The 16,835-nt window shown below is 72.6% G+C and carries 10 protein-coding genes and 1 tRNA gene; 9 read left to right on the plus strand and 2 right to left on the minus strand.

The features are described 5' to 3' along the window. The first annotated feature begins 112 nt into the window (after positions 1-112). The 8 genes from ACWIF2_RS23005 (at position 113) to ACWIF2_RS23040 (ending at position 12,700) form a co-directional block, all read left to right on the plus strand. Positions 113-694, plus strand: a complete 582-nt coding sequence (locus tag ACWIF2_RS23005; protein ID WP_454362505.1) for a small secreted protein — start codon at positions 113-115, stop codon at positions 692-694. Positions 695-869: 175 nt separating this feature from the next. After that, positions 870-2,399, plus strand: coding sequence for a DUF7059 domain-containing protein (locus tag ACWIF2_RS23010; protein ID WP_454362506.1), 1,530 nt, complete (start codon positions 870-872; stop codon positions 2,397-2,399). A gap of 247 nt (positions 2,400-2,646) precedes the next feature. Beyond that, positions 2,647-2,844, plus strand: a complete 198-nt coding sequence (locus ACWIF2_RS23015) for a hypothetical protein (protein WP_454362507.1) — start codon at positions 2,647-2,649, stop codon at positions 2,842-2,844. A gap of 245 nt (positions 2,845-3,089) precedes the next feature. Beyond that, the gene (topA, locus tag ACWIF2_RS23020; RefSeq protein ID WP_454362508.1) at positions 3,090-5,918 is read left to right on the plus strand and encodes a type I DNA topoisomerase; all 2,829 of its coding nucleotides are present in this window, start codon (positions 3,090-3,092) and stop codon (positions 5,916-5,918) included. Between the two features lie 156 nt (positions 5,919-6,074). Then, on the plus strand, positions 6,075-9,389 hold the full coding sequence (tmk, locus tag ACWIF2_RS23025) for a dTMP kinase (RefSeq protein WP_454362509.1): 3,315 nt from the start codon (positions 6,075-6,077) through the stop codon (positions 9,387-9,389). 145 nt (positions 9,390-9,534) lie between these two features. Further along, complete coding sequence (locus ACWIF2_RS23030; protein ID WP_454362510.1) at positions 9,535-10,740, plus strand: DNA polymerase III subunit delta'; 1,206 nt, start codon at positions 9,535-9,537, stop codon at positions 10,738-10,740. 134 nt (positions 10,741-10,874) lie between these two features. Then, positions 10,875-12,515, plus strand: a complete 1,641-nt coding sequence (locus ACWIF2_RS23035) for an alpha/beta hydrolase (RefSeq protein ID WP_454362511.1) — start codon at positions 10,875-10,877, stop codon at positions 12,513-12,515. Between the two features lie 108 nt (positions 12,516-12,623). Then, a tRNA-Thr gene (locus tag ACWIF2_RS23040) sits at positions 12,624-12,700 on the plus strand. Positions 12,701-12,764: 64 nt separating this feature from the next. Here ACWIF2_RS23040 and ACWIF2_RS23045 read toward each other — a convergent pair. Further along, the gene (locus tag ACWIF2_RS23045; protein ID WP_454362513.1) at positions 12,765-13,640 is read right to left on the minus strand and encodes an AraC family transcriptional regulator; all 876 of its coding nucleotides are present in this window, start codon (positions 13,638-13,640) and stop codon (positions 12,765-12,767) included. Positions 13,641-13,858: 218 nt separating this feature from the next. Here ACWIF2_RS23045 and ACWIF2_RS23050 point away from each other — a divergent pair, with 218 nt between their 5' ends. Further along, positions 13,859-14,752: a glycosyltransferase family 2 protein gene (locus tag ACWIF2_RS23050; RefSeq protein WP_454362514.1), complete on the plus strand. Its 894-nt coding sequence runs from the start codon at positions 13,859-13,861 to the stop codon at positions 14,750-14,752. Between the two features lie 112 nt (positions 14,753-14,864). Here ACWIF2_RS23050 and ACWIF2_RS23055 read toward each other — a convergent pair whose 3' ends face one another. Then, positions 14,865-16,556 (minus strand): bifunctional 3'-5' exonuclease/DNA polymerase, encoded by a 1,692-nt coding sequence (locus ACWIF2_RS23055; protein ID WP_454362515.1) that lies wholly within the window; start codon positions 16,554-16,556, stop codon positions 14,865-14,867. Between the last annotated feature and the right edge of the window lie 279 nt (positions 16,557-16,835).

Consider the following 16,835-nt stretch of genomic DNA (forward strand, 5'->3'; position numbering starts at 1 on the left):
ATCACGTCGTGAGCCTTGTCTCGCTCGGTGCAAAAGATAACAAAAGGGTCTTAATGGGTGCTCGACGTGCGGTTGCCGTGCCTCTGGCGTGTATGTTCCGGGGCCGAGAGCCATGGAAGGGACCAAACCGGTGAACAAGAAGCTCGCGGCCGCACTGTCCGGCGGTGCGGTACTGGTACTGGCGCTGTCGGGCTGCGGCGGCGACGACAACGAGAAGCTGGACTCCTGGGCCAAGGATGTCTGCGACGCCGTACAGCCGCAGGCCAAGAAGATCGAGTCGGCCAATGCCTCGATCCAGAAGGAGACCTCGGACAACAGCACGCCGGAGGACGTCCAGAAGACCGACGCACAGGCCTTCCAGGACATGTCCGACGCCTACAAGGCGATCGGGACCGCGGTGAACAAGGCCGGTGCGCCGGACGTCGAGAACGGCGAGACGAAGCAGAAAGACGCGGTCAAGGAGCTCAACACGATCTCCGCGTCGTACGCCTCGCTGAAGAAGCAGGTCGACGGGCTCGACACGAAGGACCAGGGCAAGTTCGCCGACGGTCTCAAGGACATCGCCACCGAGCTGGACAAGCTGAGCAAGAGCGGGAACGACGCGCTCAGCAAACTCGAGGAGGGCGAGGTCGGCCAGGCGATGGCCCGCCAGTCGAGCTGCAAGGCGGCGACGGGACCGGCGTCGGCGACCTGAGCCGACCGTTGGTGAGGGGGGCTGGGGCTGGTGCTGCGACGGCTGAGCCGGGAGTGACGGCTCAGCCGGACGTGATGGACTGAGCCGGACGTGACGGCCGAGCCGAGCCGTACAGGCCCGCGCAATACCCGGCACAGGCACGTGCGCCAACGGCGCCTGCGGCCACAATGGGGGCGTGAGTAACGCCAGCCAGTCACCCCTGCCCCCGCTGCCCGCCCCCGACCGTCCCGAGGTCGCCGTCCGGCTCCGGGACGCCCTGCTCGGGGCCTCCTTCACCGCCGACGGACTGCTCGAACTGCTCGGCGCCCCCGCGTACGCGGCGCTGGCCCGGAGCGAGACCGTGCCCGCGCTCCGGGCGACCCGCGGGGACACACCGCTGGAGACGCTCGTCCGGCTGTTCCTGCTCCAGCAGCCCGTGCCGCAGGCGCGCGTGGCGGACACCCTGCCCGTCGACGCCTGCCTGGAGAGCGGCTGGCTCAGGCGCGTCGGCCAGGACGAGCTCGCCGCCACGGTGGACGTGCGGCCGTACGGCGGGCCCGACGGCGAGGACTGGTTCATCGTGTCGGACCTGGGCTGCGCGGTCGGCGGCGCCGGCGGAATCGGCAGCCGTGACGAGGGAGTCGTCCTGGGCGTCGGCGGCGCCTCCACGACCCTCGCCGGCATCACCGTCCGTACGCCCGTCGGCGCCGCCCTCGACCTCGGCACCGGTTCCGGTATCCAGGCGCTGCACGCGGCCCGGCACGCCACCCGCGTGACGGCCACCGACCTCAACCCGCGCGCGCTGCACATCACCGGTCTCACGCTGGCCCTGTCCGGCGCCCCGGCCGCCGATCTGCGCGAGGGCTCCCTCTTCACGCCGGTCCGGGACGACGAGACGTACGACCTGATCGTCTCGAACCCGCCGTTCGTGATCTCTCCCGGTGCCCGGCTCACCTACCGTGACGGCGGCATGGGCGGGGACGATCTGTGCCGCACGCTCGTTCAAGAGGCGGGGGAGCGGCTGAACGAGGGCGGGTTCGCGCAGTTCCTCGCCAACTGGCAGCACGTGGAAGGGGAGGACTGGCAGGACCGGCTCCGGTCATGGGTGCCCCGGGGCTGCGACGCGTGGATCGTGCAGCGCGAGGTGCAGGACGTCAACCAGTACGCCGAGCTGTGGCTGCGGGACGCGGGCGACCACGCGGGCGACCCGGCGGAGTACCAGGCGCGGTACGACGCATGGCTCGACGAGTTCGAGGCGCGCAAGGTGAAGGCCGTCGGCTTCGGCTGGATCACCCTGCGCAGGACGGGCGCCGCCGTGCCCTCCCTCACGGTGGAGGAATGGCCGCATCCGGTCGAGCAGCCGCTCGGGGACACCATCAAGGCGCACTTCGACCGGCTCGACCACCTCCGCGGCCATGACGACGCCGGACTGCTCGAAGGGCACTTCCGGCTCGCCGCCGAGGTCGTGCAGGAACAGGTCGGGCTGCCCGGTGCCGAGGACCCCGAGCACGTCGTGCTGCGCCAGAACCGCGGCATGCGCCGGGCGACCCGGGTGGACACGGTCGGCGCGGGCTTCGCGGGCGTCTGCGACGGCACGATGAGCGCCGGCCGCATCCTCGACGCCATCGCCCAGCTGATCGGCGAGGACCCCGTGCTGCTGCGCGACCGCACACCGGCGCAGATCCGGCTGCTCGTGGAGCAGGGGTTCCTGGAGCCGGTCCGCTGAGGGGACCCGGCAGGGCGGCGGACTGAGGGGTCCGGCAAAGCGGGCTGATGGTCCGGCAAAGAGGCCCGTCAATAAATTTCGAGTCGATTTGAACACCTCGTCCCGAACGGGTCCCGAGGGGCCGGTCCACCCGGATCCACAGCCGCGTCGCCCCGGCGTTCACCTACGGTTCGCCTGCCCGCCGCCCACGCGTGTCAGCCTCCCGGGGCTGGAGAGTCGCGGACTGGGGAAAAGGGGCACGGGGGCCATGGAGAGCGAACCGGCGATCTTCGCGGGAGCGGTGTTCTCCCTGTTCGGAGGGGGACTGCTGGCGTGGACCGTGACGCGCGTACGCCAGCACCGGCCGGTCGCCGAGGGTGTGAGGCCCGTCGCATCGGCGACCCTCGCGAGCGTCGTCGCGGTGCTCGCCCTGGCAGCCGGAACATGGTGCTTCACCCGCCTCTGAAGCCCGAGTCGGCGTCGCGCCCGCCGGTAATCGAGAGGTCGCGCTCCGCATAGGGCCGGGCCTGCTCCGGTCACTCCGGGCGGCAGGAATGGTGGTAGTCGGGTTACCGTTCGAGTGGCCGTTGCGGGCTTTTCCCGTTTGACACGGGGGCGGGCTGTACCGTCACACTCCGCAGCGTCACCACGACCCAGCCCCGGGCAAGCGACTCCGGGGAGGCCCAGCGTCGACCGGAGAGAAGAGCGAAGTTGTCCCCGACCAGCGAGACCGCAGAGGGCGGCCGCCGACTCGTCATCGTCGAGTCGCCTGCCAAGGCGAAGACGATCAAGGGCTATCTCGGCCCCGGATACATCGTCGAGGCGAGCGTCGGGCACATCCGCGACCTTCCCAACGGCGCCGCCGAGGTGCCCGAGAAGTACACCGGCGAGGTCCGCCGCCTCGGTGTGGACGTCGAACACGACTTCCAGCCGATCTATGTGGTCAACGCCGACAAGAAGGCCCAGGTCAAGAAGCTCAAGGACCTGCTGAAGGAGTCCGACGAACTCTTCCTCGCCACCGATGAGGACCGCGAGGGCGAGGCCATCGCCTGGCACCTCCAGGAAGTCCTGAAGCCCAAGGTCCCGGTCAAGCGGATGGTCTTCCACGAGATCACCAAGGCCGCGATCCAGGCCGCCGTGGCCAACCCGCGCCAGCTCAACCAGAAGCTCGTCGACGCCCAGGAGACCCGCCGCATCCTCGACCGCCTCTACGGCTACGAGGTCTCGCCGGTCCTGTGGAAGAAGGTCATGCCGCGCCTGTCGGCGGGCCGTGTCCAGTCGGTCGCCACACGGCTCGTCGTCGAGCGGGAACGCGAGCGCATCGCCTTCCGTTCCGCTGAGTACTGGGACCTGACGGGCACCTTCGCGACCGGCCGCGCCGGCGACTCGTCGGACCCGTCGTCCCTGGTCGCGCGCCTGCAGTCCGTCGACGGCAGGCGGGTCGCGCAGGGCCGTGACTTCGACTCCCTGGGACAGCTGAAGAGCGCGAACACCCTCCACCTCGACGAGGCGAACGCCCGCGCCCTGGCCGCCGCCCTCGAGCAGACCCGGTTCGCCGTCCGGTCCGTCGAGTCCAAGCCCTACCGCCGCTCGCCGTACGCCCCGTTCCGTACGACGACGCTGCAGCAGGAGGCCAGCCGCAAGCTCGGCTTCGGCGCCAAGGCGACGATGCAGATCGCGCAGAAGCTGTACGAGAACGGCTACATCACGTACATGCGTACGGACTCCACGACCCTGAGCGACACGGCGGTCGCGGCCGCCCGTGCCCAGGTCACGCAGCTGTACGGCGCCGACTACCTGCCGCCGCAGCCGAGGACGTACGCCGGGAAGGTCAAGAACGCGCAGGAGGCGCACGAGGCGATCCGCCCCTCGGGTGATCGTTTCCGCACTCCCGCCGAGACCGGGCTGACCGGCGACCAGTTCAAGCTCTACGAGCTGATCTGGAAGCGGACCGTCGCCTCCCAGATGAAGGACGCGACCGGCAACAGCGTGACGGTGAAGATCGGCGGCACGGCGGCCGACGGCCGGGACGTCGAATTCAGCGCGTCCGGCAAGACGATCACCTTCCACGGCTTCCTGAAGGCCTACGTCGAAGGCGCCGACGACCCGAACGCCGAGCTCGACGACCGCGAGCGCCGGCTGCCCCAGGTCTCCGAGGGCGACGCCCTGAGCGCCGAGGAGATCACGGTCGATGGGCACGCCACCAAGCCCCCGGCCCGCTACACCGAGGCCTCCCTGGTCAAGGAGCTGGAAGAGCGCGAGATCGGCCGCCCGTCGACGTACGCGTCGATCATCGGCACGATCCTCGACCGCGGGTATGTGTTCAAGAAGGGCACGGCCCTGGTGCCGTCCTTCCTGTCCTTCGCCGTGGTCAACCTCCTGGAGAAGCACTTCGGGCGGCTCGTCGACTACGGCTTCACCGCCAAGATGGAGGACGACCTCGACCGCATCGCCCGCGGTGAGGCGCAGTCCGTGCCGTGGCTGAAGCGGTTCTACTTCGGTGAGGGCACGGGCGAGGGCGGTGCCGCCGACGCCGGCAACGGCGACGGGGACCACCTCGGCGGCCTCAAGGAACTGGTCACCGACCTGGGCGCGATCGACGCGCGCGAGGTCTCGTCGTTCCCCGTGGGCAACGACATCGTGCTGCGGGTCGGCCGCTACGGGCCGTACATCGAGCGCGGCGAGAAGGACACCGAGCAGCACCAGCGCGCCGACATCCCGGACGACCTGGCGCCGGACGAGCTCTCCGTCGACCTCGCCGAGGAACTGCTCGCCAAGCCGAGCGGCGACTACGAGCTGGGCCCCGACCCGGCCACCGGCCATACGATCGTCGCCAAGGACGGCCGCTACGGCCCCTACGTGACGGAGATCCTCCCCGAGGGCACCCCGAAGACCGGCAAGAACGCGGTCAAGCCGCGTACGGCCTCCCTCTTCAAGACGATGTCCCTGGACACGGTGACGCTCGACGACGCCCTGAAGCTGATGTCGCTGCCGCGTGTCGTCGGCGCCGACGCCGAGGGCCAGGAGATCACCGCGCAGAACGGCCGCTACGGCCCGTATCTGAAGAAGGGCACGGACTCGCGCTCGCTCCAGGCCGAGGAGCAGCTCTTCACGATCACGCTGGAAGAGGCGCTGGCGATCTACGCCCAGCCGAAGCAGCGGGGCCGGGCGGCCGCCAAGCCGCCGCTGAAGGAGCTGGGCACCGACCCGGCGAGCGAGAAGCCGGTCGTCGTCAAGGACGGCCGCTTCGGGCCGTACGTCACCGACGGGGAGACCAACGCGACCCTGCGCTCCGGCGACAGCGTCGAGACGATCACCCCGGAGCGCGGTTTCGAGCTGCTCGCCGAGAAGCGGGCGAAGGGGCCGGCGAAGAAGACCGCCAAGAAGGCGGCCAAGAAGGCCCCGGCCAAGAAGACGGCAGCCAAGAAGACCGCGGCGAAGAAGACCACGACCGCGAAGAAGACGACGGCCAAGAAGACCACCACGGCGAAGAAGACGGCGGCCAAGACGGCGACCGCCTCGAAGCCCGCGGAGGACTGAGGCCCCTTCAGGACCTGTTCGGAATCCGGGCCGCCGAGGTCCGGGTCTTCGCCCAGGGTTCGGAAAGCGAACGCCCCGGCAACACTTCGGTGTCGGGGCGTGCGCATGCCAGGACGGGCCCTCCAGGGTGTCGGTGGCTCCCGATAGGCTGAATGCATGACGCGAGCCGAGCACCCCACGGCCTCTCCGCCGGCCCCCGACGATGCCCTGGTCGCGGACTCCCGCGAGCGCGCCGTCCGCGCCCTGCTGCGCCGTCCGCAGTTGAAGCGGTTGTGGAGCGCACAGCTCGTGGGCGGCGTGGCCGACACCCTTGCCCTTCTCGTGCTGGTCCTGCTCACGCTCCAGGCGGCTGTCGCCGAGGGCGCGTTCGGGGGCGGTTATCGAGGCGTGGCGTTCGCAGTGGCGACCGTTTTCGGGGTGCGCATCCTCGCGACGCTCCTCTTCGGCGCCGTGCTCCTCGGTCCGCTCACGGCGCTCACCTCCCAGGACGGCCCGCTCGACCGCCGCTGGACCATGGTCGGCGCGGACGGGCTGCGCGCCGCGCTGCTCATCATCGCGCCGCTGTGGATCGACTGGATGCCCGACGACGCGCTGGCCATGCTCCTCGTCACGGCCTTCGTGACCGGAGTCGCCGAGCGCTTCTGGACGGTGTGCCGCGAGAGCGCGGCCCCCGCGCTGCTGCCCGAGCCGCCCCCGGAAGGCGCGACGGTCCGGCCGCTGCCCGACCACCTGGACGCCCTGCGCCGGCTCTCGCTGCGCACCGGTTTCATCGCGATCCCGCTCGCGGCCGTCGTGCTCGTCGTCGCGGCCCTCTTCAACAACCTGCTGGGCGTCGGCATCGACTGGTTCGGCCAGCACCAGGCGGCCCTCGCCTCGTACGTGGCGGCCGGGCTGTTCGCCGCGTCCCTCTCCGTGCTGACCTTCCTCGAACTGCCCGCCACGCGCACCCCGCGCGCGCGTTCGCCGCTCGAGGGGCTGCGCCGCCCGAAGACTGCGACCGGCGCCGACAAGGGCCGCACGGGCGCGATGCCGCTGCTGGTGCTGGCCTGCGCGGCCGTCGCCGCCGCGGTGTCCGCCTCCGTAGCCGTGGTCGTGCTGCACGCCAAGGACCTGGGCGGCGGCCCGGTGCTCTACGGCCTGTTCGTGGGCGTGCTCACCGGCGGTGTCGTCGTCGGCATCCGTACGGCGCCCGCGCTGCTGCCCGCCCTGTCGCGCCGCCGGCTGCTCGCGCTGGTGATCGCCTTCACCGGTGTCGCGCTGCTGGCCGCCGGGCTGGTCCCGGACGTCACCACCGTGCTGCTGATCCTCGCCCTGGCCGGTGTCGGCGCAGGCATCTCCGCCAACATCGGGCACACGCTGCTCGACCAGGAAACCGAGGAGTACCGGCGGCCCCGTACGACCGAGCACCTGCACGCGGTCGTCCGGGTCTGCGTGGCACTCGGCGCGGTGATCGCCCCGCTGGTGGCGGCGGCGATCGGGCCGCACCGGCTGGAGGGCGGCAAGTTCGTCTTCGCGCACGGCGGCGCGGCCTTCACGCTGATGCTGGCCGGTGCCCTGCTGCTGCCGGTGGCCGCGCTGGTGCTGGCCAAGGTCGACGACCGCTCCGGAGTGCCGCTGCGCCAGGACCTGCGCGACGCGCTGCTCCGCGGCGACGACCCGGACCAGGCGCCCGCGAGCACCGGTTTCTTCATCGCCTTGGAGGGCGGCGACGGGGCCGGCAAGTCCACGCAGGCCGAGGCGCTCGCCGAGTGGATCCGCGGCAAGGGCCACGAGGTCGTGCTGACGCGAGAGCCGGGGGCGACGCCGGTGGGCAAGCGGCTGCGGTCGATCCTGCTGGACGTGTCCAGCGAGGGCCTGTCGCATCGCGCGGAGGCACTGCTGTACGCGGCCGACCGGGCCGAGCACATCGACACCGTCGTACGGCCCGCCCTGGAGCGCGGCGCGGTCGTCATCTCCGACCGGTACATCGACTCGTCCGTGGCCTACCAGGGCGCGGGCCGCGATCTCTCGCCGACCGAGATCGCCCGGATCAACCGCTGGGCCACGAACGGGCTCGTGCCGCATCTGACCGTTCTGCTGGACGTCGCGCCGGAGACCGCGCGCGAGCGGTTCACCGAGGCGCCCGACCGGCTGGAGTCGGAGCCCGCCGAGTTCCACGCGCGCGTGCGGTCCGGCTTCCTGACCCTCGCCGCGGCCGACGCCGGGCGGTACCTGGTGGTGGACGCCGGCCAGGAGCCCGAGTCCGTCACGACCGTCATCCGGCACCGGCTCGACCAGGTGCTGCCGCTGTCCGAGGCCGAGATCAAGGCCCAGGAGGAGGCGCGGAAGAAGGCCGAGGAGGAGGCCCGCCGCAAGGCCGAGGAAGAGGCCGCCCGCAAGGCCGAGGAGGAGCGCCTGGAGCGTGAGCGCCAGGAGCAGCTGGCCCGGCTGCGCGCCGAGGAGGAGGAGCGCAAGCGGCGCGAGCTCGAGGAGGCGCAGCGGCGCGAGGCCGAACGGCAGGCGGAGGAGGCCCGGCGTCGGGCCGAGGAAGCGCAGAAGAAGGCCGAGGAGGAGCGGGCGCGGCTCCTCGCGGAGGAGAAGGCCCGGGCCGAGGAAGAGGCCCGCCGCAAGGCCGAGGAAGAACGGCGCCGCAAGCAGGCGGAGGAGGAGGCCCGGCTGCGTGCCGAGGCCGAGGCGCTCCGCCTGGAGAAGCAGCGCAAGGCCGAGGCCGCGCTGCTGCGGGCCGAGGAGGCGCGACGCCTGGCGGAGGCGGCGGCCGCGGCAGCGGAGGCGGGGCCGAAGAGTTCCCCCCAGGGCTCTCTCCAGGGTTCCGCTTCGCAGGGTGCTTCTCGTGCGTCGGCCGGGCAGGACGCGGCAACCGTGCCGACGCCCGTGGTGACGCCGGAGAACGCCCCGGGCGGGTCCGGGTCCGAGGCCGGTTCGGGTGCCGCTTCCGGCTCCGGTTCCGTCGATGAGACGACCGTGCTGCGCCGGGTTCGGGACGAAGCCGAGGTGACGGCCGAACTGCCGAAGCCGCCGGTGCCGCCGGGGGCGGGTGAGGAGACGGAGGTGCTGCCGCCGGTCGCTCCCCGGGCGGGGGACGAGACCGAGGTGCTGCCCGCGGTGCGTCCCGGGGCCGAGGACACGCCGTCCTGGGCAGCGGACGAGACCGCCGTGCTGCCTCCGGTCCGGCCGGGGGACGCCGAGGAGACGGCCGTGCTGCCGCCCGTACGCGGGGACGAACCGGCGGACCGGGTTCCGCCCGGTTACTTCCGGGACGACTCCCCGGCCTCCCGTCCCGACGGGACCGAGGACCGGACGCGCGAGCTGCCCCAGGTCGACGCCGGGGGCGAGCCGCGCCGCCGCCGGTCCGACTGGGCCGAGGAGACGCCGCTGGACGACCTGCCCTCACTGGCGGACGAGCTGCTCGGGCCGCACGAGGACGAGCCGGACGAGGGCCGGGGGCGCCGGGGGAGGGGCCGGGGCCGCTGAGCCCCTGCCCGGCAGGCGATGTCGGAAGATCACCGGCCCCGGCCCTCGGAGGGCCGGGGCCGGTTGTCAGTGGTCGCCCCCACAATGGATCTCGCAGGGCAGTACGGTCCGCGGACGCGGATGTGACGGAAGGGCGGCGTGACCCATGACCGTGTGGGACGACCTCGTCGGGCAGGAGAGGGTGAGCGCGCAGCTGGACGCTGCCGCCAGGGACGCCGACGCCCTGGTCACCGCCGCCGCGGCCGACACCCCTCCGCCCGAGGCGTCGAAGATGACCCACGCGTGGCTGTTCACGGGCCCGCCCGGAGCCGGGCGGAACCAGGCGGCGCGGGCCTTCGCGGCGGCGCTGCAATGCGTCAGCCCCGACCGGGCCCTCGGCGGCTCCCCGGGCTGCGGCTTCTGCGACGGATGTCACACGGCACTGGTGGGCACGCACGCCGACGTCACCACCGTGGCCGCGGTCGGGGCGCAGATCCTCGCCGACGACATGCGCGACACCGTGCGCAAGTCGTTCACCTCGCCGGCGAACGGCCGCTGGCAGATCATCCTCGTCGAGGACGCCGAGCGGCTGAACGAGAAGTCGGCCAACGCCGTCCTCAAGGCCGTGGAGGAGCCCGCCCCCCGCACGGTCTGGCTGCTGTGCGCCCCCTCCATCGAGGACGTCCTGCCGACCATCCGCTCCCGCTGCCGCCACCTGAACCTGAGCACGCCGTCGGTCGACGCCGTCGCCGACATGCTCGTTCGACGCGAGGGCATCGAGCCGGCCGCGGCCGCCGCGGCGGCCCGCGCGACCCAGGGCCATGTCGACCGGGCCCGCCGGCTGGCCACCGACCCGGCCGCGCGCGAACGCCGTGCCGCCGTGCTGAGGATGCCGCTGCGCGTGGAGGAGGTCGGCGGCGCGCTCAAGGCCGCCCAGGAGCTGGTCGACGCGGCCGCCGAGGACGCCAAGCAGCTTGCCGAGGAGATGGACGCCAAGGAGACAGAGGAGCTGAAGGCCGCTCTCGGCGCGGCCCAGGGCGGCCGGATGCCGCGCGGCACGGCCGGCGTGATCAAGGACTTGGAGGACAAGCAGAAGCGCCGCAGAACACGCACGCAGCGCGACAGCCTGGACCTCGCCCTGACCGACCTCACGGCGTTCTACCGCGATGTCCTCGCCCTCCAGCTCGGCTCCCGGGTGGCCATCGCCAACGCGGACGCCGAGGACGCCCTGGAGCGCCTGGCCCGTGGCAGCTCCCCGGAGTCCACGCTCCGCCGCATCGAGGCGATCGCCGGCTGCCGGGACGCGCTCGACCGCAATGTGGCGCCGCTGCTCGCGGTGGAGGCGATGACGATGGCGCTCAGAGCGGGCTGACACCCGGCGGGGCCGGGAGCTGACACCGGGCGGTGCCGGGAGGCGCGGGGGACCTGGTGTTGACGTTGTAACTCTTACGAGGCACGACACGCACGCACGGCACTCATTCCATCGCGCAGAGTTACGCTCGCTGGATGTACACAAGGCGCACCCCCCGCTCCGCCTCCGCCCCCGCTCCCCGTCGCGCGGGGTCCGGCGGCGCTCACCGCAGGGCCCGTGGCGGAGTCAGGACCGCGGTCGGCCTCCTCGCCATGGCCGCGCTGCTGGTCTCCGCCTGCTCCTCGGGGAGCCCGACGACGTCCGCGGCCTCGGCGGCGCCGGAGCCCGCGGCGCTGGCCGCACTGCCGAAGTCCGTCCCCGCGGCGCTCGCGTCGTACTACGCGCAGAAGCCGGCCTGGCGCGGCTGCGGCGTCCCCGGCTTCCAGTGCGCCACCATCAAGGCGCCGCTCGACTACGCCAGGCCGTCCGCCGGTGACGTCCGGCTCGCCGTCGCCCGCAAGAAGGCCACGGGCGAGCGGCTGGGCTCACTGCTCGTGAACCCCGGCGGGCCGGGCGGCTCGGCGATCGGCTACATGGAGTCGTACGCCGGCATCGGCTATCCGGCCGAGGTCCGGGCCCGCTACGACATGGTGGCGGTCGACCCGCGCGGCGTGGCCCGCAGCGAGCCCGTCAAGTGTCTGGACGGGCCGGACATGGACACGTACACGCAGACGGACATCACACCCGACGACGGGAAGGAGGGAGACGGGCTGGTCGCGGCGTACCGGACGTTCGCCGAGGGCTGCGGCGCGGACGCGCCCAGGCTGCTGCGCCATGTGTCCACCGTGGAGGCGGCCCGGGACATGGACATCGTGCGGGCGGCGCTCGGCGACAAGAAGCTGAACTACGTCGGCGCCTCCTACGGGACGTTCCTCGGCGCGACGTACGCCGGGCTCTTCCCGGACCGGGCGGGCCGGCTGGTGCTGGACGGCGCGATGGACCCGTCGCTGAGCGCGCGGCGGCTGAACCTGGAGCAGACGGCGGGCTTCGAGACGGCGTTCCGGTCGTTCGCGCGGGACTGCGTACGGCGGGCCGACTGCCCGCTGGGCGGCGCACGCACCTCGCCCGAGCGGGTGGGCAGGAACCTGAAGGCGTTCTTCGGGGAGCTGGACGAGCAGCCCGTCCCCACCGGAGACCCCGACGGCCGCCGCCTCACCGAGTCGCTCGCCACGACCGGAGTGATCGCGGCCATGTACGACGAGGGCGCCTGGCCCCAGCTGCGCGAGGCGCTCACCTCCGCGATGAAGGAGGACGACGGCGCCGGACTGCTCGTCCTGTCCGACGGCTACTACGAGCGTGACGCCGACGGCGCCTACAGCAACCTGATGTTCGCCAACGCGGCGGTGAACTGCCTGGATCTGCCGCCCGCCTTCGACACCCCCGAGCAGGTGCGCGGCGCGCTGCCGGACTTCAGGAAGGCGTCCCCCGTCTTCGGCGAGGGCCTCGCCTGGGCCTCGCTGAACTGCGCGTACTGGCCGGTGCACGCCACGGGCGAGCCGCGCCGCATCGAGGCGAAGGGCGCGGCCCCCATCGTGGTGGTCGGCACCACCCGCGACCCGGCGACCCCGTACCGCTGGGCCCAGGCCCTGGCCGGCCAGCTCTCCTCGGCCCGCCTCCTCACCTACGAGGGCGACGGCCACACGGCCTACGGCCGTGGCAGCGCCTGCGTCGACCGCACGATCAACGCCTACCTGCTCCGCGGCACCCCGCCCGAGGACGGAAAGCGCTGCTCATAACCACTGCCCCCGGCCCCGGAGGGACCGCCTCCGGGGCCGGTACGGAGCACCCTTCGAAACTGTGTAGACTTACCGTCGTTGCTGATCGCACCATAGTGCGGACAGCGCGCCGCCTTAGCTCAGATGGCCAGAGCAACGCACTCGTAATGCGTAGGTCTCGGGTTCGAATCCCGAAGGCGGCTCCACTGGAACCCCAGGTCGAAGATACTCCGACCTGGGGTTTCGCCGTTCACTGCCCGCGAGAACTGTTCAGCGGGCGGTTTCGCGTTCCACCGGCAGCCACAGCTCGGCGTCCGCGTGGGTGCCGTCCGTCGAGAGTTCGGTTCGGAGGATCTCCGGGCCGGGGCGGCTGCGGTACGGGTTGGAGGGGAACCACTCGGTGAAGACGTCTCGCCAGAGCTCCTGGATGGCCTGGGGGGCCGGGCCGGAGGTGGTGAAGACCGCCCAGGTGCCGGGTGCGACGGGGAGCGGGGTGGTGCCCTCCGGGGCGGGGGCCGGGGATGAGGTGATCACGCCGTGGTAGTAGTCGAGTTCCGTGCCCTCCGCTCGGCTCGGGTCCAGGTCGTCGCAGACCGCGACGATGCCCTGGGGGTCCTGGTCGGAGAGTTGCTTCAGGTGTTCCACGGCCGGCTTGTCGAGGCCGCGGACGAAGTCGATGATCGACTCGTTGGGGCCTGAGTGGACCAGGGGGATCCGGGTCTTGAAGCCGGTGACGGTGAAAGCCGGGCGGTCCACCACTCGGTAGTGCATGCTGCTGCTCCCTTCGACGGTGAGGCGGAAGGTGAGCCGGGGCTGGGAGACGAGCGCGGCGCCGGTACGCCGGGCCTCGCCCGGTCCCACGCCGTGCATCGTGCGGAACGCCCGTGCGAACGCCTCGCCGGAGCCGTAGCCGTAGCGCACCGCGATCTCCAGCAGCGTCTCGCCGCCCGCGAGCACCTCCGCGCCCGCGACGGTGAGCCGCCGGCGCCGGATGTACTCCGACAGGGGCATGCCTGCCAGGGCGGAGAACATGCGGCGCAGGTGGTACTCCGAGGTGGCCGCGATCCGCGCCAGCTCCACGGCGTCGACGGAGTCGTCGAGGTGGCGCTCGATGTGTTCCATGGCCTGGTTGAGCCGCTCCAGCACGCCCGGTTCCTTCCTTTTCGTGCCTCTTCGGTGTCCACCACGCTAGGCAGCGCGCCCCCGGCCGGACCCGACATCCTGTGCCCGATCGGGTCGGGTGCGGGTTCGGCCGAACGAGTCAGGCGGACCGTCGTCCGGCAGGCGTATTTAAGGGGGCCTTACCGTGAACGGCTAGCATCGCCCGTCGACCCGTCAGCTGCCGACCGTGATGAGGTGAGGACATGGGGGCGCCCAGGATCGCCGTCGCCGTGGTGACGATGGGCAATCGGCCCGAGGAGGTCGACGCGCTGCTCCGGTCCGTGGCCAAGCAGGACGTGCCGCCCGAGCGGATCGTGATCGTCGGCAACGGCTGCCCGCTGCCCGAGTTCGCCCGGCGGCTGTCGCTGCCCGGTGAGGTCACCCCCGTCGAACTCGACGAGAACCTCGGGTGCCCCGGTGGGCGGAACGCGGCCCTCGCGCGGCTGCGGGAGTTCGGTGATGTCGACGTCGTCATCGATCTGGACGACGACGGGCTGCTCGTGGACGCCGATGTGCTGCGCCGCGTGCGCGATCTGTACGCCGCCGACGAACGGCTCGGCATCGTCGGGTTCCGCATCGCCGACGAACTCGGCGAGACACAGCAGCGGCACGTGCCCCGGATCGGCGGCTCGGACCCCCTGCGCGGCGGTTACGTCACCGGGTTCCTCGGCGGCGGGCACGCGCTGCGGATGGCGATGCTCGACGAGGTCGGCGACTGGCCCGCCGAGTTCTTCTTCGCCCATGAGGAGACCGACCTGGCCTGGCGCGCCGCCGACGCGGACTGGCACATCCTCTACGCGCCCGAACTGCTGCTCCAGCACCCGAAGACCTCGCCCGCCCGGCACGCCATCTACTACCGCGTGAACGCCCGCAACCGGGTCTGGCTGGCCCGGCGCCGGCTGCCGGTGGCCCTCGTCCCCGTCCATCTGGGCGTCTGGGTGCTGCTCACCCTCGCACGGAACCGCTCCGCCGCCGGGTTGCGTGCGTGGTTCGGCGGATTCCTGGAAGGCGTACGGGAGTCGGCGGGCGAGCGGCGGCCCATGCGCTGGCGTACGGTGTGGCGGCTCACGCGGCTGGGGCGGCCGCCCGTCATCTGACAGCCGAAGCCGCGGTGGTGGGGCGGGAATTGAGTGGGCCCCGGCCGTTCACCTCCGCCGACCGGGACCCACGGATCGCTAACACATGGCCAACGGCTGACCAGGATGCGGATCACTTCGCATCCGCATAGCACTCCACCACCGCAGTGGTGAACGGAAACCGCACCGGGGTCTGGCCGAAGGTCAGCTGTCCGGCCAGGGCCGCCGCCTCGTGGATCGCCGTCACGATCGCCTCCGTCTCCTCCTCGGGGCAGTGCACGATCACCTCGTCGTGCTGGAAGAAGACCAGCTCGGCCGCCATGTCCGCGCAGGTCCTGCGCAGCGCGGCGAGCAGCAGCAGGGCCCAGTCGGCGGCGCTGCCCTGGACGACGAAGTTGCGGGCGAAGCGGCCGCGGGCGCGGGCGTTGGTGGAGGCGTAGCCGGGCACCCAGGGCGCGGCGGCGTCGGGGTGGTCGTCCTCGGCGACGGGGATGCCGGCCTCCTCCGTCCCGTCGTCCGTGGCCCGGGCCGCGGGCGGACAGGTCCGGCCCAGCCAGGTCCGCACGAGCCGGCCCTCCTCGCCGGCGCGGGCCGCGTCGTCGACGTACGCCACCGCCCTGGGGAAGCGGCGTCTGAGCGCGGCGAGGTTCTTCAGGCCGTCGCCGGAGGTCTGGCCGTAGACCGCGCCGAGCACGGCGAGTTTGGCCTGGGCGCGGTCTCCGGAGAAGGCGCGGTCGGAGACGGACTGGTACAGGTCGGTCTCCCGGCCGGCCACCTCCATCAGCCCGGGGTCGCGGGAGATCGCCGCGAGGACGCGGGGCTCCATCTGGTCGGCGTCGGCGACGACGAGCCGCCAGCCGGGGTCGGCGACCACGGCCCGCCGGATCGCCTTGGGGATCTGGAGCCCGCCCCCGCCGTTGGTCACCCAGCGCCCGGTCACCGTCCCGCCCGCGAGGAACTCGGGTCTGAACCGCCCCTCGCGGACCCAGTCCTGGAGCCAGGACCAGCCGTGGGCGACCCAGACGCGGTACAGCTTCTTGTACTCGATCAGGGGCTTCACGGCCGGGTGGTCGATCGACTCGATCTCCCAGCGGCGGGTCGAGGAGACCTTGATGCCGGCCTGGGAGAAGGCCTTGATGACGTCGGCCGGCAGGTCGGGGCGGACCCGGCGGCCGAAGGCCGTGGACACCTCGTCGGCCAGTTCGGCCAGCCGGCGGGGCTCGCCGCCGCCCGCGTACCGGTCGCCCAGCAGGTCGTGCAGGACGGCCCGGTGCACCTCGGCGCTCCAGGGCAGCCCGGCGCGGTTCATCTCGGCGGCCACCAGCATGCCCGCCGACTCGGCGGCCGTGAGCAGCCGCATGCGGCCGGGGTGCTCGGCGTTCTCGTGCCGCCGTTGCTGCTCGGCGTAGACCGCGAGGAGGTCCGGCAGGGGGAGGGGGACGCCCTGCGGCTCGAACAGGGAGGACTGCGAGCCCGGTTCGGCGGACCGCTGGGGCGGATCGGGCGGTGCGGGGCCGCCGCGCAGCCGGGCCAGGGCGGCCGCGGCCGAGCGTGGTTCCCCGTACCGCCCCTCGTGGCCGAGGAGGAGTGTCTCGGCGGCCTCGATGTCGTAGCACCGCTCTGCTCGCACCCCCGTGGCGAGCAGACGCGGGTAGACCTCGGCGGTGGACCGCCACACCCACCGCGTGACGCCGGGACGGCTCCGCACGGCCTCGGCGGGATCCGGCTCCCGCCGCACCGGCCCGGCGGGCAGCCCGTCCGGACCGAGGGGGGCGACGTCCACGCCACCGTCCTCGGCCGGAGCGAGCGCCCACCGGTCGGTCATGCGGCGAGTCTGCCAGGGGGGTCTGACAACGCCCCCTGCTCGCCGTGGCCGCCGCTGCCAGCCGCAGTCGCCGCGTCCGCCGTGGCCGCCGAACTCGCCGCGTCCGCCGCGTCCGCCGAAGTCGCCGGGCCCGTTCGTGGCCGCCGCGTCCGCCGAAGTCGCCGCGCCAGGGAAGTCGCCGTGGCCGCTGCGTCCGCCGCGTCCGCAGAAAGAGCCGCGCCCGCCCCGTCAGCCCAAAACGCCCCGTCCTACGCATCACCCGCACACCCAGAGCCACAA

Source organism: Streptomyces sp. NPDC055506 (assembly GCF_053643595.1).

Bases quoted from the DNA above. Each gene is read 5' to 3' on its own strand.
- ACWIF2_RS23015 (WP_454362507.1), top strand. From the start codon at position 2,647: ATGGAGAGCGAACCGGCGATCTTCGCGGGAGCGGTGTTCTCCCTGTTC.
- ACWIF2_RS23055 (WP_454362515.1), bottom strand. From the start codon at position 16,556: ATGACCGACCGGTGGGCGCTCGCTCCGGCCGAGGACGGTGGCGTGGAC.
- ACWIF2_RS23030 (WP_454362510.1), top strand. From the start codon at position 9,535: ATGACCGTGTGGGACGACCTCGTCGGGCAGGAGAGGGTGAGCGCGCAG.
- ACWIF2_RS23035 (WP_454362511.1), top strand. From the start codon at position 10,875: ATGTACACAAGGCGCACCCCCCGCTCCGCCTCCGCCCCCGCTCCCCGT.
- ACWIF2_RS23050 (WP_454362514.1), top strand. From the start codon at position 13,859: ATGGGGGCGCCCAGGATCGCCGTCGCCGTGGTGACGATGGGCAATCGG.
- ACWIF2_RS23005 (WP_454362505.1), top strand. From the start codon at position 113: ATGGAAGGGACCAAACCGGTGAACAAGAAGCTCGCGGCCGCACTGTCC.
- tmk (WP_454362509.1), top strand. From the start codon at position 6,075: ATGACGCGAGCCGAGCACCCCACGGCCTCTCCGCCGGCCCCCGACGAT.